General features: G+C 63.3%; 16 protein-coding genes and 1 pseudogene. 8 read left to right on the top strand and 9 right to left on the bottom strand.

Features of this window, described 5'->3' with window-relative positions:
• Window positions 1–35: 35 nt before the first annotated feature.
• The 4 genes from truA (at window position 36) to dedD (ending at window position 4073) form a co-directional block, all read left to right on the top strand.
• Window positions 36–845 carry a tRNA pseudouridine(38-40) synthase TruA gene (truA, locus tag AB5Y70_RS01800; RefSeq protein ID WP_048207918.1) on the top strand — a complete coding sequence of 270 codons (810 nt, stop codon included), beginning with the start codon at window positions 36–38 and terminating at the stop codon, window positions 843–845.
• Window positions 846–964: 119 nt separating this feature from the next.
• On the top strand, window positions 965–1828 hold the full coding sequence (gene accD / locus AB5Y70_RS01795; protein ID WP_010675139.1) for an acetyl-CoA carboxylase, carboxyltransferase subunit beta: 864 nt from the start codon (window positions 965–967) through the stop codon (window positions 1826–1828).
• 2 nt (window positions 1829–1830) lie between these two features.
• Window positions 1831–3090 (top strand): bifunctional tetrahydrofolate synthase/dihydrofolate synthase, encoded by a 1260-nt coding sequence (gene folC / locus AB5Y70_RS01790; RefSeq protein WP_029314729.1) that lies wholly within the window; start codon window positions 1831–1833, stop codon window positions 3088–3090.
• Between the two features lie 179 nt (window positions 3091–3269).
• Entirely contained in the window at window positions 3270–4073 is an 804-nt protein-coding gene (gene dedD, locus AB5Y70_RS01785) for a cell division protein DedD (RefSeq protein WP_029314728.1), read from the top strand.
• Window positions 4074–4186: 113 nt separating this feature from the next.
• On the opposite strand, the gene AB5Y70_RS01780 is transcribed toward dedD, so the two are convergent.
• From AB5Y70_RS01780 to AB5Y70_RS01765, 4 genes are all read right to left on the bottom strand, one after another.
• The gene (locus tag AB5Y70_RS01780; RefSeq protein ID WP_029314727.1) at window positions 4187–4531 is read right to left on the bottom strand and encodes a TusE/DsrC/DsvC family sulfur relay protein; all 345 of its coding nucleotides are present in this window, start codon (window positions 4529–4531) and stop codon (window positions 4187–4189) included.
• Between the two features lie 112 nt (window positions 4532–4643).
• Window positions 4644–6794, bottom strand: a complete 2151-nt coding sequence (yccS, locus tag AB5Y70_RS01775; RefSeq protein WP_029314726.1) for a YccS family putative transporter — start codon at window positions 6792–6794, stop codon at window positions 4644–4646.
• A gap of 179 nt (window positions 6795–6973) precedes the next feature.
• Entirely contained in the window at window positions 6974–7630 is a 657-nt protein-coding gene (locus tag AB5Y70_RS01770; RefSeq protein WP_010675134.1) for a Bax inhibitor-1/YccA family protein, read from the bottom strand.
• Between the two features lie 163 nt (window positions 7631–7793).
• Window positions 7794–8732, bottom strand: a complete 939-nt coding sequence (locus tag AB5Y70_RS01765) for a helix-turn-helix transcriptional regulator (RefSeq protein WP_041201640.1) — start codon at window positions 8730–8732, stop codon at window positions 7794–7796.
• A 139-nt stretch (window positions 8733–8871) separates the two neighbouring features.
• Between AB5Y70_RS01765 and AB5Y70_RS01760 the strand changes: the two genes are divergently transcribed.
• The 3 genes from AB5Y70_RS01760 to AB5Y70_RS01750 all read left to right on the top strand — a co-directional run bounded on the left by AB5Y70_RS01760 (window position 8872) and on the right by AB5Y70_RS01750 (window position 12560).
• Window positions 8872–11019 (top strand): TonB-dependent siderophore receptor, encoded by a 2148-nt coding sequence (locus AB5Y70_RS01760; protein ID WP_010675132.1) that lies wholly within the window; start codon window positions 8872–8874, stop codon window positions 11017–11019.
• Window positions 11020–11116: 97 nt separating this feature from the next.
• Window positions 11117–12163: an alpha/beta hydrolase gene (locus AB5Y70_RS01755; RefSeq protein ID WP_010675131.1), complete on the top strand. Its 1047-nt coding sequence runs from the start codon at window positions 11117–11119 to the stop codon at window positions 12161–12163.
• 136 nt (window positions 12164–12299) lie between these two features.
• Window positions 12300–12560, top strand: a complete 261-nt coding sequence (locus AB5Y70_RS01750; protein WP_103260326.1) for a DUF6719 family protein — start codon at window positions 12300–12302, stop codon at window positions 12558–12560.
• Window positions 12561–12664: 104 nt separating this feature from the next.
• On the opposite strand, the gene prpF is transcribed toward AB5Y70_RS01750, so the two are convergent.
• The 4 genes from prpF to prpB all read right to left on the bottom strand — a co-directional run bounded on the left by prpF (window position 12665) and on the right by prpB (window position 18761).
• Complete coding sequence (gene prpF, locus AB5Y70_RS01745) at window positions 12665–13864, bottom strand: 2-methylaconitate cis-trans isomerase PrpF (RefSeq protein ID WP_368175911.1); 1200 nt, start codon at window positions 13862–13864, stop codon at window positions 12665–12667.
• A 157-nt stretch (window positions 13865–14021) separates the two neighbouring features.
• Window positions 14022–16640 carry a Fe/S-dependent 2-methylisocitrate dehydratase AcnD gene (acnD, locus tag AB5Y70_RS01740; protein WP_368175910.1) on the bottom strand — a complete coding sequence of 873 codons (2619 nt, stop codon included), beginning with the start codon at window positions 16638–16640 and terminating at the stop codon, window positions 14022–14024.
• Window positions 16640–17797 carry a 2-methylcitrate synthase gene (gene prpC / locus AB5Y70_RS01735; protein ID WP_010675128.1) on the bottom strand — a complete coding sequence of 386 codons (1158 nt, stop codon included), beginning with the start codon at window positions 17795–17797 and terminating at the stop codon, window positions 16640–16642. Before prpC ends, acnD begins: the two co-directional genes overlap by 1 nt.
• Window positions 17798–17861: 64 nt before the next feature.
• Complete coding sequence (prpB, locus tag AB5Y70_RS01730; protein WP_010675127.1) at window positions 17862–18761, bottom strand: methylisocitrate lyase; 900 nt, start codon at window positions 18759–18761, stop codon at window positions 17862–17864.
• A 382-nt stretch (window positions 18762–19143) separates the two neighbouring features.
• On the opposite strand from prpB, the pseudogene AB5Y70_RS01725 reads away from it, so the two are divergent.
• A pseudogene (locus tag AB5Y70_RS01725) lies at window positions 19144–20698 on the top strand (methyl-accepting chemotaxis protein).
• 103 nt (window positions 20699–20801) lie between these two features.
• Here the strand turns inward: AB5Y70_RS01725 and AB5Y70_RS01720 are convergent.
• Complete coding sequence (locus AB5Y70_RS01720; protein ID WP_010675126.1) at window positions 20802–22394, bottom strand: GGDEF domain-containing protein; 1593 nt, start codon at window positions 22392–22394, stop codon at window positions 20802–20804.
• Window positions 22395–22438 lie beyond the last annotated feature (44 nt).

Raw genomic sequence — 22438 nt, 5'->3', positions numbered from 1 at the left:
TCACTGCATCCTTTCATCAGAAGACACCGTTACCCATGCGAATTGCCCTTGGTATTGAATATGACGGCAGCCGGTACTTCGGCTGGCAGCGCCAGCGCGAAGTGATCAGCGTCCAGGAGGAACTGGAAAAAGCCCTCAGCCGCATCGCCAACCACCCCGTCTCCATCCAGTGTGCCGGTCGCACCGATGCGGGGGTGCATGCCACCGGCCAGGTGATCCACTTCGATACCGAGTCGAACCGCGCAGAAGGCGCCTGGACCCTGGGGCTCAACTCCAACCTGCCCCCTGACATCGCCGTGCGCTGGGTCAGGGAGGTGGACGAGCATTTCCATGCCCGCTTCAGCGCCACCGCCCGTCGCTACCGTTACGTCATCTACAACCACAACTACCGCCCGGCCATCCTCGGCAGTGGCGTTAGTCACTACCACGAAACCATAGACGCGACGCTGATGCACCAGGCGGGCCAGAGCCTGCTGGGGGAGCACGACTTCAGCACCTTCCGGGCTGTCGCCTGTCAGTCCAACACCCCCTGGCGCAATGTGACCCACCTGTGTGTCAGCCGTTCCGGCCCCTACATCGTGCTCGACATCAAGGCCAACGCCTTCCTGCATCACATGGTGCGCAACATCACCGGCTCCCTGCTGCTGGTGGGGCAGGGGCTTCAACCGGTGGAGTGGATTGCCGAGGTGCTGGCGGCGAAGGATCGCAACCTGGCGGGCCCGACCGCCAAGGCGGGCGGCCTCTATCTGGTGGATGTGGATTACCCGGCCGAATTCGGGTTGCCCCGGCCGCCCCTCGGCCCGCTGTGGCTGCCGGACTCGGCACCGGGTACGACCAGTTTTTAGTAACTGGGCCCGAAAATTTGTGGTTTAATGATCCGTCGTTTATTGCCATCGAGCCGTTAAGTCATTGAACAATCAAGGCTCGATGTGTTTTGTCAGGCACAAATGCATTAAGGAATTCCATGAGCTGGCTTGAGAAGATCCTTCCCAAGAGCAAGATCACCACACCGCGTCGTCACAACATTCCGGAAGGGGTGTGGACCAAGTGTACTGCTTGCGAACAGGTGCTCTACCGGGCAGAGCTGGAGCGCAATCTCGAAGTGTGCCCCAAGTGTGACCATCATATGCGCATCAGCGCACGTGCCCGTCTCGAGAGCTTCCTCGACGCCGAGGGACGCAGCGAAGTCGCGGCCGAGCTGGAGCCGCAAGACATCCTGAAATTCAAGGATTCCAAGCGCTACAAGGATCGTTTGTCTGCCGCCCAGAAAGAGACGGGCGAGAAGGATGCGCTGGTGGTGATGAAGGGGACCCTTAAGGGGGTACCGGTCGTCGCCTGTTCATTCGAGTTCTCCTTCATCGGGGGCTCCATGTCCTCTGTGGTCGGTGCCCGCTTCGTGCGCGCCGTCGAGGAGAGCATCAAGGAAGGCCGCGGCCTGGTCTGCTTCTCCACCTCCGGTGGTGCGCGGATGCAGGAAGCCCTGTTCTCCCTGATGCAGATGGCGAAGACCAGTGCGGCCCTAGATCGCCTCACCAAGGCGGGCCTGCCCTTCATCTCCGTGCTGACCGACCCCACCATGGGTGGCGTCTCCGCGAGTCTGGCCATGCTGGGTGACATCAACGTAGGCGAACCCAAGGCTCTGATCGGCTTTGCCGGCCCCCGCGTCATTGAGCAGACCGTGCGCGAGAAACTGCCGGAAGGCTTCCAGCGCTCCGAGTTCCTGCTGGAGAAGGGTGCCATCGATCTCATCATCGACAGGCGCGAAATGCGCAACCGTCTGGCCGGTCTGCTGGCCAAGCTGATGAACACTCAGGTCATCGAAGACTGAAGATGAGTTCACACATGCAACAATCCCAAAGCCGGTCGCTGGTCGACTGGCTTTCTTATTTGGAGCAGATCCACCCGGCCAACATCGACATGGGGCTGGAGCGGGTCGGCACGGTTGCCCGCCGCATGGGCCTCACCGAACTGCCGTTCAAGGTGATCACGGTGGCGGGCACCAACGGCAAGGGCTCCTCCTGCGCCATGGCGGCCAGCATCCTGATGGCCGCCGGCTACCGGGTCGGTGTCTACTCCTCCCCCCATCTGCTGCGCTTTACCGAGCGGGTGCGCGTCAATGGCCAGGAGCTGGCCGATGGCGATCACTGCGCGGCCTTTGCCGAGGTGGAAGCCGCCCGGGGCGACATCGCCCTCACCTTCTTCGAGTTCGCCACCCTGGCCGGTCTGTGGCTGTTTCGCCGCGCCGCGCCCGATGTGCTCTTGCTGGAAGTGGGGCTGGGGGGGCGGCTTGATGCCACCAATGTAGTGGAATCGGACGTCGCCCTGATCACCTCCATTGCCCTGGATCACTGCGACTGGCTCGGGGATACCCGGGAGGCGGTGGCGGTGGAGAAGGCTGGCGTCTATCGCAAAGGTAAACCCGCCATCAGCGGGGAGCCCAATCCGCCGTCGACCATCGCAAGCGAAGCGGCGCGCCTCGGCGCCTGCTTGCGTCAGGTCGGCATCGATTTTCGTGGTGACGAGCATGAAGGTGACTGGGATTATCACGGCCTGCACCACTGGTCGGGATTGCCCAAACCGGCCCTGCCGCTGATGAATGCGGTCACCGTGCTGGCGGCCCTGGAGTCCCTCGGTCTGCCATTGGCGGAGTCCGCCATCCGCGACGGCCTGACCAATGCCCGCCTGGCTGGCCGGATGCAGCAGTTGCAAACCTCGCCGCTGGTCATCGTCGACGTGGCCCACAATCCCCACTCTGCGGCCTATCTCGCCAGCCAGTTGCGCCTGCTCCCCGGCAAGGGCAGGCGCCGCGCCGTGGTTGGCATGCTCAAGGACAAGGACATGGCGGGGTCGCTGGCCGAGCTTGACGGTCTGATTGACGAGTGGTTCCTGGCAAGCCTCCACGGCCCGCGCGCGGCCACGGCCGACCAGTTGGCGACGGCCCTTGGCAGCGGCCGGGGCGCGGCGCTCACCTTTGCCAGCGTGGGGGATGCCTACGGCGCCGCCTTGGCCGCATCGAGTCCTGACGATATGGTCATTGTGTTCGGCTCGTTTTACACTGTCGCCGACGTGCTGGCTCTGGGCTCGGTCTGAGCCGTTCGCTCCCCTGGCTCCGTCAACGTGACGACGGGCCGGGTTTTGCACTGGATAATCCCCTTTCAGGCCAAGTGGGTGGCGAGGGACCCGGCTTCGCCAGCCGGCGTGAGGGGAGGCGTTCTTTGCGAAGTGTGCAAGATTGCAATGGATCCTAAGTAACATGGGTGGAAATTAACTTGGCTTCGAAGTTTCAAAACAGATTGGTGGGGACCGTCATCCTGGTCGCCCTGGTGGTCATCTTTCTGCCGGACCTGATGGACGGCAACAAGCTGGAGCAGAAGGACGAGGCCTTCGCCAAGATCCCCCTGCGTCCGGAGCTCGAGCCCGCCAAACCTGCGCTTCAGGTCTCGGCGGCGAGCACCCTGCCGGCCGAGCATCTGGCGAGTCAGCAGCAGGCCTCTGCCGCGACCCAGTGGCAGGTAGAGGAGATTGGCGATACCGTGACCCTGGCCAATCAGGGGGGAGCCAATCCAGCGGGAGCCAGTCAGGCTCCCATCACCCAGCAGCAGCCGGTACAGGCCGTGGCGCAACCCAAGCCCCAGCCCAAACCCGAGCCCAAGCCGGAAGTGATCGCCAAGAAACCGGTGGAGCAGCCCAAACCCAAGCCGGTGCCAACCAAGCCGGTAGAGGTGCAAAAACCGGTGGAGGCCAAGCCACAGGCGGGCCAGATCAAGACCATGGATGATCTCATCGCGAGCAAGATGGCCCAGCCGACTACGGCACCGGCAGCAGCCCCGGCTCAGGGGAGCTGGATACTGCAGCTTGGCGCCTTCAAGAATGCAGACAGCGTCAATGCCCTGGTGAGCAAGCTGAGGGCGGCGGGCTACTCGGCCCAGACGTCGCCGAGAACCCCGGTGCAGGGGCAGATCAACCGGGTCTTCATCGGGCCGGATGTCTCCAAGGCCAAGTTGCAGGGCATGCAGAGCCGGATCAGCCAGATGACGGGCTTGAGCGGCTCCGTGGTGGCCTACAACCCCTGACAGGACGATGAAATGAAAAGACCGCGCCTCATGGCAACATGGGCGCGGTCTTTTTTTGTGTCCAACACGGGGGAGGCAGTGTGGCTATCGGGCTATCGGGCTGCCGAGGAGGACTAGATGCACTTCACCGGCTTGGGGAGGCCTGCGATCTTGGTAGCCTGCTTGGCGGGGCCTTCCGGGAACAACTTGTAGAGGTAGCGGCTGTTGCCCTTCTCCGGGCCGTACTGCTTTTCCATTGCCTTGACCAGGGCGCGGATGGCGGGGGAGGTGTTGAACTCCAGATAGAAGGCCCGCACGAAACGCACCACTTCCCAGTGGGGATCCTCCAGCACTATCCCCTCTTTTTCGGCCAGCACCAGGGCCAGCGCCTCGCTCCATTGCTCGCTGTGGCGCAGATAGCCCTGGGCATCGGTCTCGATGAGTTGGCCGTTGAACTGCAAATGATGTGCCTCGGACATGACGCTTCCTCGAAAAGGCTATCTCAATGGGGCGGGCATGGTAGCGCCTTGCGTCCCGTCCGGCAACCGGGGCGGCGCTTGGCGCCTGCCTCGGGCGGGACAGGCCCGGCGGCTATGTCCGGCTAGGTTCGCCCTGACCTGTCAGCAGCTGGCCGTCGTTGGCCAGCATCAACAGCTCGTCTGCCAACTGGCTGATGAGGGTGAGCTGCTGGCTCAGCATCAGCTGCTCCTCGCTGCTCTCCGGAGCGATGGTCGGACAGGCTCCCGTGAGCGGCGTCGGCATCTGCCCCGCCAGGTGATCGGCGGCCTGCTCCAGGGTCTGGCTGATGTGGCGGCTTATCTCCTCCAGCCCCTCGATGGGCTCGAGTTTGTCGCGATGGGCCCCGAGCGCCGAGATATAGGAGAGCAGGGCATGGTTGCGCCAGGTGAGAGTGAAACAGAGATCCAGGAAGCGGCGGCGTTTGCTCGGCTCCACCAGCATGCTCTGCCAGGCCATGGCCAGCTCGCTGTCGGCGAGGTGGGCACACTTGCGGGCCACCCGGTAGTCCAGGGATTCATCCCGTTGGCGATGCAGGCTGGCGAGTACCGCCGAGAGGTACTTCGCATTGGCGGACAGGGAGTTGGCGATAAGGGTCGGCAACCGCTTGTATTGCCAGTCGGGCCAGAGCCAGGCCACCAGGGCGTAGGAGAGCAGGCAGCCGAGCAGGGTATCGAGCAGCCGGGGCCCGAGGATGGCGAAGCCGATGCCATCCAGCAGGTTGAACGCCATCAGCACGTAGAGGGTGATGAAGCAGACGGCGGCGCTGTAGTTGCTGCGTACCTGGGTGAAGAACAGGAAGGCGGCAAGCCCCATGATCCCCAGTTGCAGGTGCAGCTCGGGGAAGAACCAGAGCACGGGCACGCCGATGAGGATACCGGCAAAGGTGCCGAGCATCCGCTGCACCAGACGACGGCGGGTGGCGCTGTAGCTCGGCTGGCAGACGAACAATACGGTGAGCAGGATCCAGTACCCCTTGTCCAGGTGAAACGCCTGCAGAATGCCATAGCCCACTACCAGCCCGAGGGAGAGCCGCAGGGCATGGCGAAACACCATGGAGTTCGGGGTCAGGTGCTGCCTGAGCAATGCCAGCAGGGGCAGGGCGACCGGCCGTGCCAGGGGAGGCAGGCTGGTGGGCGGCGCGGCGGGGTTTTGCAGCTCTTCGGCGCTTTGCAGCAACTGGTTGATGCTGGCCAGGTTGCGACGCAGGAACTTCATCGGTGTCAGCAGGGTCTTGGGGTAGTGCTGCTTGAGGTGGGTGAACTCCAGCTGATCGCCGAGGGCCTCCAGGGTCCAGTGAATGCGTTTGTGGTGGGTGTAGGGCTTGTGCACCAGGATGGCGTAGCCAAGCTGCTGACAGGCGTCGGCAAGCTGTGACAGCACCTCCTGGAAGCCGTCGAGGACGATGCCCTGCTTGAGCTCCGCTTCCAGCTTGCTGTAGGGGTAGTGGCTGGAGGTGGCCCGCTCCTGGATCTCCAGGGCAAGCAGGTATAGGCGCAGCAGGCCCGCGAGCTCGGGGGCAACCCCGTGGCGGCCGGGGGCATGAAGACGGGCATTGAGCGCCGTCTTGGCCTGGTTCAGGGCATTGACCAGGTTGATGTTGAGCTGGGCCAGATTGTGGCGGATGGCCTGGGCGCCGTGTTCGTCGGCCGGGAAGAAGCGGGATTTCTCCTGCAAGTAGCGGGCGAGGGCGAAGTAGCTCTGGGCCAGTTGCTCGTGCAGGGTCTTGTAGGGCAGCAGCCAGAGCCAGACCAGGGACACCAGGCCGTACCAGAGGGCCCCGGCGCACAGGGCCAGCGGCTGATAGAAGAGATCCGGCGCCTTGGCGGCCCCCAGCATGGTGTAGATGGCAATCAGCAGGGAACCAAAGCTGATGGTGGCGTAGCGTTGGCCGAGGGCACCCACCATGACGAAGATAAAGGTGGAGCCCGCGAGCCCGATGGCAAAGAGCCAGGGGGTGGGGAAGAGATACTGTACGCACAATGAGGCAAACAGGAAGCAGAGCAGGGTCATGGCGAGGTTCTTGACCCGGCCCCAGAGGCTGTCGTCGGTCTCGGCGATGGCGCCGGCCACCACCCCGAGGGAGAGCAGCACGGTGAGCTGGATGTCACCGGTAGCCAGCGCGAAGGCGAGCAGCCCCGCGATGGCGAGCAGGACCTTGAGGGCGAAATAGATGTGGCTGTCGGTCAGCAGACGGCGCAATAAACCTGAGAAGTCCATGGGCATGGGATGAAGGCAACCCTTGAGCGAAACGAAAGCGACAGCATAACCTGTCGATAACGAAACGGCCCTGATTTGGATCAGGGCCACTTCGCTTCATATCCTTGATTTGCAACTTATCCTGACAGAAATGGGCGCCAATAAAAACCCCGCCGAAGCGGGGTCTTGTGCATCTTAAGCATCCATCAGTTGCGGTTGCCGCCAAGCAGGCTCAGCAGGCTCAGGAAGATGTTGTAGATGGAGACATACAGAGTGACGGTGGCAGAGATGTAGTTGGTCTCGCCGCCGCGCACGATCTGCTGGGTGGTGAGCAGGATGGCGCCGGAGGAGAAGAGCATGAACATGGCGGACAGGGCCAGGCTCAGGGCGCTCATCTGCAGGAAGATATTGGCAACCATGGCTACCAGCAGTACCCAGAACCCGACGAACAGCATGCCGCCGAGGAAGGAAAGATCCCGCTTGGTGGTCAGGGCATAGGCAGACAGGCCGAAGAAGGTGAGCGCAGTACCGCCCAGCGCCGTCATCACGATCTCGCCGCCGCCGTTGTTCATGTACATGTTGATGATGGGGCCGAGGCTATAGCCCAGCAGGCCGGTCAGGGCGAAGGTGAACACCAGCCCCATGCCGTTGTCACGGTTCTTCTCGGTCAGGAACATCAGGCCGTAGACACCGATGAGGAACACGGCCCAGTGCAGGGGCGGCATGTTCATGACGGTTGCTACCCCGGCTACCACGGCTGAGAAGCCAAGAGTGAGGGAGAGCAGCATGTAGGTGTTGCGCAGCACCTTGTTGGTGTCGCGCACGGCACCCTGGGTGCCAGTGTAGATAGAACGGGTATCCATCTTGATGTCCTCTTGATTTCCGGGGTGAAGCGACCATTTGTGCTTCGTTAACGCATTGTATGCACTGAATGTGTGGATGACGAGCGCTGATTTCAAGCGCCACCCCACCTGCGTGGTGCCTACTATCCCAGAGCAAAGATGTATTGCGCATGAACAAGGAGGCTCAAGGCGTTGCAGAGGGCGCCTGCTCCTGTTCTTTACCCTGTCTGGCGATCCGCGTCGGCGAGAAGCCGAACTGCTTTCTAAACGCCGTAATGAAATTGGCCACATGGTCATAGCCGGCGTAGGCGGCGGCCCCTTGCAGAGAGAGGCTGCGCGCCTCCAGCCTGGCCCGCGCTTCTTGCAGCTTTCGCTGGCGAAGGTAGCGCTGCAGGCTCATGCCCAGCTCTTTTTTTGCGGCCCGCTGCAAGGTGGAGACGCTCATGCCGAGGGTGGCCGCGATCTCGGTCAGGGTCATCTCGTCCACTTTTTCATCCCTGAGCAGCATCTTGAGGCGCGTCGGTTGCTCGTTCTGGCGCTGGCAGCAGGGGGAGGCGGCCTGCTGGAGGTGGGTCATCAGGCTCTCCCAGACACTGAGGGCAAAGGCCTTGCGCATCAGCATCTCGGAGGCGTTCTGGCTGCTGGTGAGATTGAGCGCTTCCGCAATCTGTCCAAGGGCAGCGGGCAGGGTCCAGTCGACGCGGCTCAGATGGCGGCTGAAGGTCTGTGCGAAAGCCTTGCGATGCGCCTGTGCCAGATTGTGGGCGAGCCAGGTGTGGTCCAGGGAAAGGACGATGCTGCGGCTGCGCACCTGGGCTTTGGCCGCCCCCTGCACGATGTCGGGCTCGGTATAGAGGATGGCGGTTGCCACTATGGGGTCGGACTCGTGGAAGCGGCACCCCTTGAGCCTGTGAGTGGCGCCATAGGTCATCAGGGCCCGGCTCTCGAGGGGAATGGCGATGATCAACTGCGGCGGCAACTCCCGCTCGGTGGCGAAGTCTGCCTTGTGAACGATGTCCTTGTTGTGAAAGCGAAGACCCTCCTGGATCACCAGGTTCTCCACCCTGCCGGTGAAGCGCCCCCGTTGGCGTGCGCTGGTGTCCCTTGCCACTGTGTCAGTCATGTGCAATTTGACCATGTCGAAGAGTGAAATGACCACACCGCAAAACTGCGGCGGAAGATGGAGTGATATATTAGCCCCCGGAAAATCAAATGAAAATGATTATCATCTCTATCTTGGGGTCACTCTTACTATGGTTGTCTTGAAGGATAAAGCGCGAAGCCCGCTGGCTCTGGCCATCTCTGCCGCTCTGGCCGTCACCGTTGCCGCCCCGGCAGGGGCACACACACCGGACATCAAGCCGGACGAAACCCTGGTCGTCTATGGCAATCCACTCTACGGGATGTCGCCGTCGGAGGAGACGGGAGGCTATGGGGTCGACTCGGCCACCGTCGGCACCAAGACGCCGGCGGCCCTCAAAGACATCCCCCAGTCGATCACCGTGTTGACCAACGACTACATCGAGGAGCGCAACTTCGTGGCGGTGGACGATCTGGCCAAGTTCACGCCGGGTCTGCGCACCCTGGTCAACGACAGCGGTCGCTCTTCCATCTTCTCCCGTGGCTATGAATACGACGAGGTGAACCTCAACGGCCTGCCATCGCCCATGCAGAGCAAGTACGGCACCCTGCCGTCGCTGGCGGCGGTGGATCGGGTGGAGATCATGCGGGGCCCCTCCGGCCTCTTCAACAGCACCAGCGAGCTGGGGGGCGTGATCAACATGGTGCTCAAGCGTCCGACCGACGCTTTCAAGGGCTCGGTCACGGCGCGCTATGGTAGCTGGGACAGGCATTACCTAGAGGCGGACATGGGGGGCGCACTCAACGACGAGGGTTCCCTGCGCGGCCGCGTCGTGGTGGCCAACGCCGACATCAAGAACCAGGTGGACTACAACAACAACGACAACGGTACCTACTACGGCACCCTGGAGTTCGATCTCTCGGATCGCACCCGCCTCTCCGTCTACGCCCTGCACCAGACCAAGGACATCCTGCCCACCAACGGCCTGCCGGCATACAAGGACGGCTCCCTGCTCGACATCGGCCGCAGCACCTACCTGGGGTCGGCTGAAGACTTCTTCGACGCCGACACCACGGATGTGGGGGCCTCGCTGCAACACGCCTTTGCCAACGGCGGGGTGGGTCAGGTCTCGGCCCGCTACATGGATCACGACATGCGGCTGGAGCAGACCTTCACCAACGGCCCCGTGGACGCGGCGGGCAACACCGGGCTGATGTTCAACGGTCAGGGGAACCAGCAGAAGAACATGGCCTTCGATGCCAACTACAGTCAGATGTTCGATCTGTTGGGGCACAAGAGCGAGTTTGTGCTGGGCTCCGACTACAAGCGCTACGAGTCGGACATCCAGACCTACACCAACCGCAACCTCGGCAAGATCAATGTGTTCGATTTCGACCCGACCCGGGTCGCCAAGCCGGACTACAGCTACACCAAGAATGACCATGAGGAGCAGTCGGAGCTCGGTCTGTATGGCAAAGTGACCTGGCGGCTGATGGAGCCGCTGGCGGTGATCACCGGGGCCCGCGTCTCCTGGTACGATCTGGATGCCGTCAGCACGACCCTGAGTTCCGGAGCCCAGAGCGGCGAGTCCAGTGCGTTCAACGGCAAGCTCACCCCCTACGCGGGGGCCGTCTATGACCTGAGCGACGCACACGCCTGGTATGCCAGCTACTCCAAGGTGTTCAAGCCCCAGACCAGCCAGGACGAGAGCGGCAACCTGCTCAAGCCCCGGGAGGGCAGCCAGTGGGAAACCGGCATCAAGTCCTCGCTGCGTGACGGCCTGCTCAACACCCGGGCGACCCTCTTCCTGATGAAGGACGACAACATCGCGGCCCAGGCCTACGACGATCAGGGCATTGCCATCACCAACACCTACTGGGCTACCGGCAAGGTGGAGACGCAAGGGGTGGAGCTGGAGGCGAGCGGCTATCTCAGCCAGAACTGGATGGTGATGGCCGGCTATACCTTCACCGACATCGAGGAGAAGGCCGGGGATCACAACCCGAAATTCGACACCATCCCCCGTCACACCCTCTCGCTCTGGACCGACTACCACCTGGCCGACTGGGTGCAGGGGCTGCACCTCGGGGCAGGAATGACGGCGGTGAGCGACTACGGCTTCAACCAGAAGGGGGTCGAGACCCATCAGGGGGGCTATGCCCTGTTCGATGCGGCGGTGCGTTACGAGATCAACGACAGAATGCAGGCGACCCTGAACCTCTACAACCTGCTCGACCGGGAGTACTTCTACCGGGTCGGCTCCACCAGCACCTTCAACATGTACGGCGAGCCGGCGAACCTGATGGCAGGCTTCACCTACAAGCTGTAACGACCGACGACAGCAGGGCCTGCGGGCCCTGCTGTCGTCTCTGTGCGCCGCCCTACGGGGGATCCCCAAGGCTGGCGACACAATCCTGGTTCATCTCATGACAAGACTCATCACCCTGCTGCTCACCATGATCACACTCTCTTCTGCCCAGGCAGACATGCTCCACTACGCCCAGCGCTTCACCCACCATTCGGCCCTGCTGGGGGAGACGCGGCAATACAGCGTCTCCCTGCCCCAGGAATATGAACGCGAGCCCGGGGCTCGGTTCCCCGTGCTCTATCTGCTCGACGGGGAGAAGAGCCTGCTGGAGGTTGTCGGCATCACCCGGGCCCTGCGGGCCGGGCTCAATCCGGCGATTCCCCCCCTCATCATCGTCGCGGTCCACAACACCGACCGGATGCGGGATTACACCCCGAGCCACACCATGACCTTGCCAAATGGGGCACCGGCGGGGCCCGGCTATGCCGTGACGGGGGGCGGGCACCGGTTCCTGCGCTATCTGAGTGAGGAGCTGCGCCCCCTCATCGAGGAGAGGTTTCGGACCCAGGCGCCGGCCCTGCTAGTGGGCCACTCCCTCGGCGGGCTGCTGGCACTCGATGCACAGGCGCAAGACGGCGGCCAGTTCCAGGGGGTGATCGCCATCGACGCCAGCCTCTGGTTCGATTACCCCCGCAATTACGAGCGTATCGCGTCGGAGTTGACCGGGCCGCTCAAGCACGCCTCCTCGCTGTTTATGGCGGTGGCCAACAACCCCTTCACCCCGGGATTCGGGCGCTCGGCGTTTCACCGGGATCGCCTGCAGCAGTTTGCGCGGCAGGTAGTGGGGGCTCCCGGCACAAACCTGCACGTCACCAGCCGCTACTTCGAGGAGGAGGATCATCACAGCGTCTACCACCCCGCCGTCTATCAGGGACTCCAGTGGCTGTTTCAGGGCTACCGGCTGGATCTGGCGCCCGGGCACTTCAGCCGACAGGGGGTGATCGCCCGCTTTGATGCCCTGAACCGCCACCTCGGCAGCGCACTGCGCCCGGAGCTGGGGAGCCTGCGGGACATCAGGGAGAAGGCCGCGCGCTGGCCGCAGATGGCGATCCCCGTGGACGAGGCCGATGCCCTGCTGGCCCACTACTACGGGTCGAAGCCGTGAAAAGCCGATATTTTTGCCTGTGTCTGGAATCGTCACAACGGCGCCGGAGACGGGTGTCGGTCCGGCGCCATCCCTGGGTAGACTGCCGAAACGAGGGGCGCCGGGTCGGTGCCCCGACAGAGGCAGGGAGTGAGCGATGGCGGTTGCAGGAAAGAGGGGAGGCATGCTGGCTCTGTGGTGCGGCGTACTCCTGATGTCGGGGTGCAGTGGGTTTGCGCCTGCGCCCATTCCCGTCACCTTTCTGAGTCAGGATCCGCCCCCAGGCAGGCTGCCCCTTGGGGAGACCGCCTATGTGGATGACGGTCGCTGCCCACCCGGGCAGGTCAAGCGGCTCATCGGCGGGGACGCGAAGCACAATGTGCCAAGAAAGGTGGAGTGTGTGGCAAGACCGCAATGATGATGTGATTTTCACAGCCTGAAACATCCAAAAAAGAGCCCTGAGGCAGTCGCCTTGGGGCTCTTTTCGTCTGGCTGGCCTGGTCGGTGTGATGCCGCAGCGGGCTAGAAGGCATCTCCAGGGACCCGCACCCAGCCTTCCATCAGGATGCGGGCGGAGCGGGACATCACCGCTTTGGTGACCGTCCACTGTCCCGCTACCTGCTCTGCCTGGGCTCCGACTCTCAGGGTGCCGGAGGGGTGACCAAAGCGCACCGCTTCGCGCTCGCCGCCCCCGGCGGCCAGATTGACGAGGGTGCCGGGAATGGCCGCCGCCGTGCCGATGGCCACGGCGCAGGTGCCCATCATGGCGTGGTGCAGCTTGCCCATGGAGAGGGCCCGCACCAGCAGATCGATCTCGCCAGCAATAATCTCCTTGCCGCTGGCGGTGCGGTAATCCTTGGCGGGTGCGACGAAGGCAATTTTCGGGGTGTGCTGGCGAGTGGCCGCCTCTTCGGGGCGCTTGATGAGCCCCATGCGCAGGGCACCGGCAACCCGGATCGCCTCGAAACGGGCGAGCGCTTGCGGATCTGTATTGATCGCCTCGCGCAGCTCGGTGCCCTCATAACCGATGTCCTCGGCGTTGACGAACACCGTGGGGATGCCTGCGCTGATCAGGGTGGCTTTCAGTACGCCGCTCTTTACAACAGACGCGGGTACCTCCAGATCGTCCACCAGATTGCCGGTGGGGAAGAGGGCGCCGCCCTCCTCACCCTCGTCGGACGGGTCGAGAAACTCCAGCACGATCTCGGCGGCGGGGAAAGTGACGCCGTCCAGCTCGAAATCGCCTGTCTCCTGCACCTGGCCGTTCGTCACCGGCACGTGGGCGAGGATGGTCTTGCCGATATTGGCCTGCCAGATCCGCACCTCGCAGGTGCCGTGCTCCGGGATGCGGGACGGGTCCACCAGGCCGGCGTGGATGGCGAAGGCCCCGGCGCCGGTGGAGAGGTTGCCGCAGTTGCCGCTCCAGTCCACGAATGCCTTGTCGATGGCGACCTGGCCGTAGAGGTAGTCCACATCGTGATCGGGTTGCTGGCTTTTGGAGAGGATCACGCACTTGGCTGTGGAGGAGGTGGCCCCCCCCATGCCGTCCATGTGGGCGCCGTAGGGATCGGGGCTGCCGATGACCCGCAGGAAGAAGGCATCCCGTGCCGGGCCCGGCTGCTGGCAGCGCTCGGGCAGGTCAGATAAGCGAAAGAAGACTCCCTTGCTGGTGCCGCCGCGAAGGTAGGTGGCCGGAATTCTGACTTGTGGTATGTGGGCCATAGAGAGTGTCCTGAAAAGAGTCATAGATCCTGCTCCCTCTGGGAGAAGGTGCCCGAAGGGCGGATGAGGGGGATTTCCCCTCACCCCAACCCTCTCTCAAAGGGAGAGGGTGCTTTATGCCTTCCCCTTTTTCAAAGGGGCGGAGCGGGGTTGCGATTTAGCTCACGGCCTTTTGCGCGGTCGACGCCAGGAAGTCCTGGGCGAAGCGTTGCAGCACGCCGCCCGCCTCATAGACCGAGACCTCCTCGGCGGTGTCGAGGCGGCAGGTCATGGGCACCTGGATCACTTCGCCGCTGCGACGGCGGATCACCAGGGTGAGATCAGTGCGCGGCTGGCGCTCCCCCACCACGTCATAGGTCTCGGTGCCATCGAGGCCCAGCGTGAGGCGGGTGGTGCCCGGTTTGAACTCGAGCGGCAGCACCCCCATGCCGATGAGGTTGGTGCGGTGAATGCGCTCGAAGCCTTCCGCTGCGATCACCTCCACCCCGGCAAGGCGCACCCCCTTGGCCGCCCAGTCCCGGGACGAGCCCTGACCGTAGTCGGCACCGGCCACGATGATGAGGGGCTGCTTGCGTGCCATGTAGGTCTCGATGGCTTCCCACATACGCATCACCTTGCCGTCCGGCTCGACGCGGGCGAGGGACCCCTTCTGCACCACGCCGTTCACCACCGCCATCTCGTTGACCAGCTGGGGGTTGGCGAAGGTGGCGCGCTGGGCGGTCAGGTGATCGCCGCGGTGGGTGGCGTAGGAGTTGAAGTCCTCCTCCGGCAGGCCCATCTTCGCCAGGTATTCCCCCGCGGCGCTGCCCGGCAGGATGGCGTTGGAAGGGGAGAGGTGGTCTGTGGTGATGTTGTCCGGCAACAGCGCCAGGGGCCGCATGCCGCGCAGGGTGCGCTCGCCCGCCAGTGCCCCCTCCCAGTAAGGCGGGCGACGGATATAGGTGCTCTGCGCACGCCAGTCGTACAGGGGCGTCACCTTGGGACCCTGATCCTCTTCCTGGGTGAACATGGGGATATAGACCTGGCGGAACTGGGACGGCTTGACCGACGCCTTGACCACGGCGTCGATCTCTTCATCAGACGGCCAGATATCCTTGAGGCGAATTTCCTTGCCGTCCACCACCCCCAGCACATCTTTTTCAATGTCGAAGCGGATGGTGCCCGCGATGGCGTAGGCCACCACCAGGGGGGGCGAGGCGAGAAACGCCTGCTTGGCATAGGGATGGATGCGACCGTCGAAGTTGCGGTTGCCCGAGAGCACCGCCGTGGCGTAGAGATCCCGCTCGATGATCTCCTGCTGGATGGCGGGATCCAGGGCACCGGACATGCCGTTGCAGGTGGTGCAGGCAAACGCCACGACGCCGAAGCCGAGCCGCTCAAGTTCCTCGTCCAGTCCCGCCTCTTTCAAGTAGAGGGCGACTGTCTTGGAGCCGGGGGCGAGGGAGGATTTGACCCAGGGCTTGCGGCTGAGGCCGAGCCGGTTGGCGTTGCGGGCCAACAGGCCTGCGGCAATCACGTTGCGCGGGTTGCTGGTGTTGGTGCAACTGGTGATGGCAGCGATGATGACGGCGCCATCGGGCAAGAGGCCGTCAGCCTCCTGGGCACGAGCCTTGTCCAGATCCACCGCGATGCCCCGCGTGGCAAGTTCGGTCACCGGCAGGCGACGGTGGGGATTGGAGGGGCCCGCCAGGGTGCGCACCACGCTCGACAAGTCAAAGTGCAGCACCCGCTCGTACTGGGCGCCCGCCAGGGCATCGGCCCAGAGACCGGCCTCCCTGGCATAGGTTTCCACCAGCCTGACCTGCTCGTCGTCACGGCCAGTGAGCTTGAGGTAGTCGATGGTCTGCTGGTCGATGAAGAACATAGCCGCGGTAGCGCCATACTCCGGCGCCATGTTGGAGATGGTGGCCCGATCGCCGAGGGTGAGGGCGGCGGCCCCCTCCCCACGAAACTCCAGGTAGGCGCCGACTACCTTCTGCTGGCGCAGGAATTCGGTGAGCGACAGCACCAGATCCGTGGCGGTGATGCCGGGTTGCGGCTTGCCGGAGAGCTCCACGCCGACGATCGAAGGCAGCCGCATCCAGGAGGCGCGCCCCAGCATCACGTTCTCGGCTTCCAGCCCGCCCACCCCCACCGCGATGACGCCGAGGGCATCCACGTGGGGGGTGTGGCTGTCGGTGCCGACGCAGGTATCCGGGTAGGCCAGACCGCGATCGGCGTGGATGACGGGGGACATCTTCTCCAGGTTGATCTGGTGCATGATGCCGTTGCCAGGCGGGATCACCTCGATGTTCTTGAACGCCTGCTTGGTCCAGTCGATGAAGTGGAAACGATCCTCGTTGCGGCGATCCTCGATGGCACGGTTCTTCTCGAACGCCTGGGGGTCAAAGCCGCCGCACTCCACGGCGAGGGAATGGTCGACGATGAGCTGCACCGGCACCACGGGGTTCACCTGGGCGGGATCCCCACCCTGCTCGGCGATGGCGTCGCGAAGGCCCGCCAGATCCACCAGGGCGGTCTGCCCCAGGATGTCGTGACACACCACCCGCGCCGGGAACCAGGGAAAGTCGCGATCGCGCTTGTTGTGCACTATCTGGCCGAGGCACTCGCCGAGGATGGCCGGATCGCATTTGCGAACCAGGTTCTCGGCGTGGACGCGGGCGGTGTAGGAGAGCCTGTCCCAGGCGCCGGGGGCGATGGCGTTCACCGCCTCCCGGGCGTCGAAGTAGTCAAGCTGTGTGCCGGGCAGGGGCTTGCGATATTGCGTGTTGATCATCACTTGCGCTCCTTGAGCGGCACGAACTGGAGATCCTCCGGGCCGACGTAGTTGGCGCTCGGGCGGATGATCTTGCCGTCGATGCGCTGCTCTATGACATGGGCCGACCAGCCTGAGGTGCGGGCGATGACGAACAGCGGGGTGAACATGGCGGTGGGCACCCCCATCATGTGGTAGCTGACGGCGCTGAACCAGTCGAGGTTCGGGAACATCTTCTTGGCCTCCCACATGGTGGACTCCAGCCGCTCGGCGATGTCGAACATCTTGGTGTTGTGCTGCTCCTGGCTGAGCTCGCGCGCCACCTCCTTGATCACCTTGTTGCGGGGATCGGAGACGGTGTAGACCGGGTGGCCGAAGCCGATGACCACCTCCTTCTTCTCGATGCGGGCGCGAATGTCGGCCTCCGCCTCGTCCGGGTTCTCGTAGCGCTTCTGGATCTCGAAAGCCACCTCGTTGGCGCCCCCGTGCTTGGGCCCGCGCAGGGCACCGATGGCTCCCGTGATGCAGGAGTACATGTCCGAGCCGGTGCCGGCGATGACGCGGCCGGTGAAGGTGGAGGCGTTGAACTCGTGCTCGGCGTAGAGGATGAGGGAGGTGTGCATGGCGCGAACCCAGGAGTCGCGTGGCTTGTGCCCGTGCAGCAGGTGCAGGAAGTGGCCGCCGATGGAGTCGTCGTCGGTCTCCACATGGATGCGTTTACCGTTGTGACTGAAGTGGTACCAGTAGAGCAACACGGAGCCGAGACAGGCCATCAGCTTGTCGGCGATGTCCCGGGCGCCTGGGTGGTTGTGATCGTCCTTCTCCGGCGACAGGCACCCCAGCACGGAGACGGCGGTGCGCATCACGTCCATGGGGTGGGCGGAGGGAGGCAACTGCTCCAGGGCGGTCCTGACCCCGGTGGGCAGGCCGCGCAGGGCCTTGAGCTTGGCCTTGTAGGCGGCGAGCTCCGCCACATTGGGCAGGTGGCCGTGCACCAGCAGGTGGGCTATCTCTTCAAACTCGCAGCTGGTGGCTACGTCCAGGATGTCGTAGCCACGGTAGTGCAGATCGTTGCCGCTGAGGCCCACGGTGCACAGGGCGGTATTGCCGGCGGCGGTGCCGGAAAGGGCGACGGATTTCTTCGGCTTGAAGCCGGTGGTTTCGGGCAGGGCGCTCATCACATGTTTCCTCATTCAGTCCGTTGATGCGCCAGCCGCCAGCATAAGGCGGCCGGTCGCCGCCTTATTCCTTGGTCGATAAGTCCTGGGTGAACAGCCTGTCCAGGGTCTGCTCGTAGTGGTGGTAACCGAGAAAATCGTAGAGGGACTCCCGGGTCTGCATGGTGTCGACCACGGCGCGCTGGTGGCCGTCGCGGCGAAGCGTCTGATAGACATTGAGGGCGGCCTGGTTGGCGGCGCGGGCGGCGCTCAGGGGGTAGAGCACCATGTCCACGCCGTGGGCGGCGAGCGCCTCCTTGTCAAACAGCTCGGTCTTGCCGAACTCGGTCATGTTGGCGAGGATCGGCACCCCGGCCGCCTGCCTGAAGCGATCGTACTGGTCCAGCTCGGTGACCGCCTCGGCGAAGATCATGTCGGCGCCCGCCTCCACATAGGCGGCGGCCCGCTCCAGGGCCGAGCCCAGTCCTTCCACCGCCAGGGCGTCGGTGCGGGCCATGATGACGAAGTGCTCGTCCTGGCGGGCATCCACCGCGGCCTTGATCCTGTCCACCATCTCGGTGACGCTGACCACGGCCTTGTTCGGCCTGTGGCCGCAACGCTTCTGGGCCACCTGATCTTCCATGTGGACGGCGGCCACACCGCCGCGCTCGAAGGCGCGGATGGTGCGGGCGATGTTGAAGGCGCCCCCCCAGCCGGTGTCGATGTCCACCAGGAGTGGCACCTGGGTGGCAGCCGTGATGCGTTCGGCGTCGATGAGCACGTCATTCATGGAAGTCATGCCGAGATCCGGCAGGCCATAGGAGGCGTTCGCCACCCCGGCGCCGGAGAGATAGAGGGCCTGGAAGCCGCTGCGCTCTGCCATTAGCGCCATGTAGGCATTGATGGTGCCGACAATCTGCAGGGGCTTTTCGTTGGCCAGGGCCGTGCGAAAACGCCTGCCGGCCGAGGGGGAGAGGTTGGACATGGTGACTCCTTTCATGGGGTGCTTGTCTGCTGTATGTGTAGGGTGAACGGTATCATCTCACACTACGTTTACGTTAACGTCAATTATGCTTAGGTCCAAGGTTGCATCAAGTGTGCTCTCCCCTGACGGACCCCTGGCAATGCCAGTACCACAGACTCGTTGGAACCATTTTTTGGTGTGATGCATCGTGTGGGAGAGCGGTGAACCTGGGAAAATGCCGAGTGTTTTTTGGCCAAACCTGGGCTTTTGGGGTCAAAATCTTGCGCGGCGTCAAACAGGATGCAAATTGTGTCTCAGCCATCCTCCCCGACTGGGTCTCTGCGTTGCTTGCCCGTAGGCGTTTGGCTACGCTCAGTGGGTGATCAAACAAGGGGTGTGCGCCATGAAGAAAAGCCAGGTTCATCTCATCGACGAAGAGGTGGATTTTCCTGCCAATGAACAGCTGGTCTCCACTACGGACCTGCAGGGTGTGATCACCTACGCCAATGATCACTTCTGCCGGGTAGCGGGGTACAGCCGGGCCGAGCTCATCGGCCAGCACCACAACATGGTTCGCCACCCGGACATGCCCAAGGCCGCCTTTGCTGACCTCTGGGGCAAGCTCAAGCAGGGCAAACCCTGGCGCGGCATGGTGAAAAACCGCTGCAAGGATGGGCGTTACTATTGGGTGGATGCCTATGTCACCCCTATCTTCGAGCAGGGGCGGATCAATGGCTACCAGTCGGTCCGCAGTCGCGCCGCGCCGGAGATGAAAGCCGTGGCCGGGCGCACCTATGCCAGATTGAAGAGCGTGGAGCGGGGGGAGCGAAAGGGCGGATTGAGCCTGCGCCCGATGCGCCACGGGCTGGCCATCGTCGGTGTCTTGCTGATGCTGGCGGGGGGGGGGCTATCTGATGGGGCCCTGGGGGCCGTTGTTCACCCTGTTGCCTCTCTTGTGGCTGGCCCTGATCTATCGTGACACCCTCATCACTACCCCCCGTTATCTGCGACAGCTCGCGGACGAATATGACAGCCTGACCCGGCTCATCTATTCGGGGGAGGATGCCAGTGCCATTGCAGACTTCCACATCAAGCTGTTGCAGGCCAGGATCCGCACCGTCCTTGGACGAGTGGACGATGCGACCCTCTCCCTGCAGGATCTCGCGGTGCATCTGAAAACAGCCTCCAGCGAGGCAAGCGCCGACATCGCCGAACAGGATGTCCAGACCCAGCAGGTGGCGACTGCCATCACCGAGATGGCGGCGACAGCCCACGAGATTGCCCGCAATATCCTTGAGACGGATAACCAGATAGCCCAGGCCAAGGCGCACTGCCAACACACCGATCAGCAGCTGGAAGATACCCAGCACAGGGTGACGGAGCTGGCCACCCAGGCAGAGCATGCCTTCACGGCCGCCGTGGCACTGGCGGAGGAGTCGGACCGCATCGGTGTGCTGATGAGCGAGATCCAGGGCATTGCGGATCAGACCAATCTGCTGGCGCTCAACGCCGCCATCGAGGCGGCGCGGGCAGGGGAGCAGGGGCGAGGCTTTGCGGTGGTGGCGGACGAGGTGCGAACCCTCTCCACGCGCACCCACAAGGCGACCGAGCAGATCCAGAGCAGCATAGGCCAGATCCAGCGTACCCTGAACGGCTGGAAGGGAATGATGCAGCAGAACCTGCAACAGACCCAATCCTGCGTGACCCTGACCCGCAAGGGATCAGAGAGCCTGCATCAGGTGCTGGCGGAAATAGAACGGGTGGTGGACCTCTCGGCCCAGATCTCGACGGCGGCAGAGGAGCAGCAGGCGGTGGTGGAGGACATCAGCCGCAACGTCAACGCCATCTCCCAGCACTCCCACACCAACAGCAACAAGATGCAGGACATGGACGCTTCGAGCGACATCCTGCTCACCAAGGCTCGCCAGCTAAAATCCCTGGGGCAGACCTTCGGGTAAGAGCGGTCAGACTCATGCAATGCAGGAAGGCCACCCCTGGGGTGGCCTTCCTGTTTATTGGTTTCATGGGGGTATCGGCTCTGTGTGCCGGGAGATGAACCAGTCAGCCGGACTGCTCCGCCAGCGTGATGACGCGGCCGCCCTTGTCACAATACATGGCCCTGTCGGCTTGGATGAGCCACTGCTCCGGGCTCCAGTCATGCTGGTAGTGGCTGACGCCGATGCTGATGCCCACCTGCATCGGCTGGTCATTGACCACGAAGGGGGCCTGCATGGCCTGGCGGATCACGGCGGTGACCTCCTCTGCCTGACGGATATCGTAGCCCGGCAGCAGCAGGATGAACTCGTCCCCCGCCAAGCGGGCAAAATAGCACTGGTGGCCGATGGCGTCGTGGATCCGTCGGGCCAGCTGGCAGAGGATGGCATCCCCCTGGCTGTGGCCGAAGTTGTCGTTGATGCGCTTGAAGTCATTGAGATCGCAAAACAGCAGGCAGCCCGGATTGTCGCTTTGCACCTGGTGTTTCAACTGCTCCATCAGGCTCAGGCGATTGGGCAGCCCGGTAAGGGGATCGAGGCGGGCCAGTTGCAGTATCTCCTGCTCTCGCTGTTTGCGCAGGGCCACTTCCTGGTTGAGCCGCTTGTTGCTCATCAGAAGATAGAGGGAGAGCAGCAGGATGAGACCACCAACCCCCAGGCTCAGCAGGAACCATGGACGCCAGAAGCTCCACTGTTCTGAGGGAACCTGATAGAGAAAACGGGTCAGGGAGACCGGTTTGGCAAGGAGGCCTATCTCCACCAGCTGCTGCATGATGTGAGCGAAGCGATCCGGATTCATATACCCGATCTCCACATAGAGCGGCTGGATCATCTCCTTGCTCATCTGCAACTCGTATTCCATGTGGGCCTGACTGCGGTTGACGCCATACTCTGTGCGCAGCAGGGCGATGGCTTCCTCGGGGTGGGTGAGGGCATAGCGCCATCCCTTGAGGCTGGCTGCACGAAAACGTGCCACCCGCTCCGGATTGAGCCGCTCCTGTGCCTGGGTGGTGAAGAGAATGTCGCTGTAGAAATCGATGCCGTAGTTGCGAGGGTTGATGACGGACACCGAGATGCCGCGCTCTTCCAGATAGAAGGGCTCATTGCTCAGATAGGCGTTGAAGATGTCTATCCGGCCGGCGATCAGATCGTCGATGTTGACCGAAGTGGGGACCGGGATGAGCTGGCGCTCGTGAAGCCCCTGATAGTAGAGGGTGGCCAGCAGTTCGGCATCCTGATGACCCGGAAACATCATGATCCGTTTGCCACGCATGTCCGCAACGGTGAGAATGCCGCTGTCGCGGCGTGCCAGGAAGATGGAGGGAGAGTGCTGGTAGACGCTGGCCAGCGCCAGCAGCGGCTTGCCCTGGGCGTAGTGGGTCAGCACCTCGGTGTTGCCGACGCCAAAGTCGGCGCGTCCGGCCAGCACCTCCTGAACCGGACTTATTCCCTTGCCACCTGGCCTTATCTCGACATCCAGACCAGCGTCGGCGTAATACCCCTTGGCCTTGGCCATGTGATAGCCCACAAACTGGGGCTGATGCAGCCAGCGCAACTGCAATACCACCTTCTCCGGCAGATCACGTGTCCGTTCACTGGCCTGGAGGGGCGAGAAGCAAGTGATGCCAAGCAACAACAGCCAAAACAGGCATTTTTTCATTCGTGCGATTCTTGTGCTGAGGGTCCATGAAGATGGCCTGCAGG

It is taken from the genome of Aeromonas sp. s1(2024), from assembly GCF_040908005.1.
GTDB lineage: Bacteria > Pseudomonadota > Gammaproteobacteria > Enterobacterales > Aeromonadaceae > Aeromonas > Aeromonas caviae.
The sequence above is the reverse complement of the archived record's forward strand: the minus strand, read 5'-3'. Positions and strand labels throughout refer to the sequence as shown.

Excerpts from the sequence above, each read along its gene's own strand:
- truA (WP_048207918.1), top strand. The coding sequence starts at position 36 with ATGCGAATTGCCCTTGGTATTGAATATGACGGCAGCCGGTACTTCGGC.
- accD (WP_010675139.1), top strand. The coding sequence starts at position 965 with ATGAGCTGGCTTGAGAAGATCCTTCCCAAGAGCAAGATCACCACACCG.
- folC (WP_029314729.1), top strand. The coding sequence starts at position 1,831 with ATGAGTTCACACATGCAACAATCCCAAAGCCGGTCGCTGGTCGACTGG.
- AB5Y70_RS01780 (WP_029314727.1), bottom strand. The coding sequence starts at position 4,531 with ATGTCCGAGGCACATCATTTGCAGTTCAACGGCCAACTCATCGAGACC.
- yccS (WP_029314726.1), bottom strand. The coding sequence starts at position 6,794 with ATGCCCATGGACTTCTCAGGTTTATTGCGCCGTCTGCTGACCGACAGC.
- AB5Y70_RS01770 (WP_010675134.1), bottom strand. The coding sequence starts at position 7,630 with ATGGATACCCGTTCTATCTACACTGGCACCCAGGGTGCCGTGCGCGAC.
- AB5Y70_RS01765 (WP_041201640.1), bottom strand. The coding sequence starts at position 8,732 with ATGACTGACACAGTGGCAAGGGACACCAGCGCACGCCAACGGGGGCGC.
- AB5Y70_RS01755 (WP_010675131.1), top strand. The coding sequence starts at position 11,117 with ATGACAAGACTCATCACCCTGCTGCTCACCATGATCACACTCTCTTCT.
- AB5Y70_RS01750 (WP_103260326.1), top strand. The coding sequence starts at position 12,300 with ATGGCGGTTGCAGGAAAGAGGGGAGGCATGCTGGCTCTGTGGTGCGGC.
- prpF (WP_368175911.1), bottom strand. The coding sequence starts at position 13,864 with ATGGCCCACATACCACAAGTCAGAATTCCGGCCACCTACCTTCGCGGC.
- acnD (WP_368175910.1), bottom strand. The coding sequence starts at position 16,640 with ATGATCAACACGCAATATCGCAAGCCCCTGCCCGGCACACAGCTTGAC.
- prpC (WP_010675128.1), bottom strand. The coding sequence starts at position 17,797 with ATGAGCGCCCTGCCCGAAACCACCGGCTTCAAGCCGAAGAAATCCGTC.
- prpB (WP_010675127.1), bottom strand. The coding sequence starts at position 18,761 with ATGTCCAACCTCTCCCCCTCGGCCGGCAGGCGTTTTCGCACGGCCCTG.
- AB5Y70_RS01720 (WP_010675126.1), bottom strand. The coding sequence starts at position 22,394 with ATGAAAAAATGCCTGTTTTGGCTGTTGTTGCTTGGCATCACTTGCTTC.